General features: G+C 41.6%; 1 protein-coding gene. It reads right to left on the reverse strand.

From position 1 onward, the window contains the following. Nucleotides 1-604, reverse strand: a 604-nt coding sequence (locus FLA105534_RS00175; RefSeq protein WP_246253123.1) for a phosphopantetheine-binding protein, incomplete at both ends; no start/stop codon positions are given.

Consider the following 604-nt stretch of genomic DNA (forward strand, 5'->3'; position numbering starts at 1 on the left):
AATAGTACGCAAAACCTCATGACGTGATACAATACTTTGAAGCGTTTGTTCTAATATCAATGTATCTAATGCTCCTTCCAGATGAAGAACAGTAGGAATATGATAAGCAACACTGCCTTCTAACTGATCCAAAAACCAAAGTCGCTCCTGACTGAAAGACAAAGGTATCCGTCCTGAGCGGTCTTCTACGACAACAGCAGGTAGTAATATCCCAACTGATTGAGATGATACATGTAAACTTAACGTCGCGATCGTCGTATATTCAAAGACTTCCCTGATAGATATTTCTATGGAAAGCTCTTTACGAATAATCGATACCAATCGGGTAGCCAGTAAACTATGCCCCCCCAACTCAAAAAAGTTATCATGAACTCCAACCTTCTCTATTCCCAACAAATTCTCCCAAATTTGAGCCAATTGGTGTTCTGTATCTGTCCGTGGAGCCACATATTCTTTTGTAGACAAATCTGAACTATCAGGATCCGGTAAAGCTTTCCTATCCACCTTTCCATTTGACGTCAACGGCAGCTCTGCCAACTCAACCCAGATCATCGGAACCATATACTCCGGTAAACTTAATTTCAACTGTTCCTGCAAAGCGGCC

This window comes from Flavobacterium collinsii (assembly GCF_902804485.1).
Classification (GTDB): domain Bacteria; phylum Bacteroidota; class Bacteroidia; order Flavobacteriales; family Flavobacteriaceae; genus Flavobacterium; species Flavobacterium collinsii.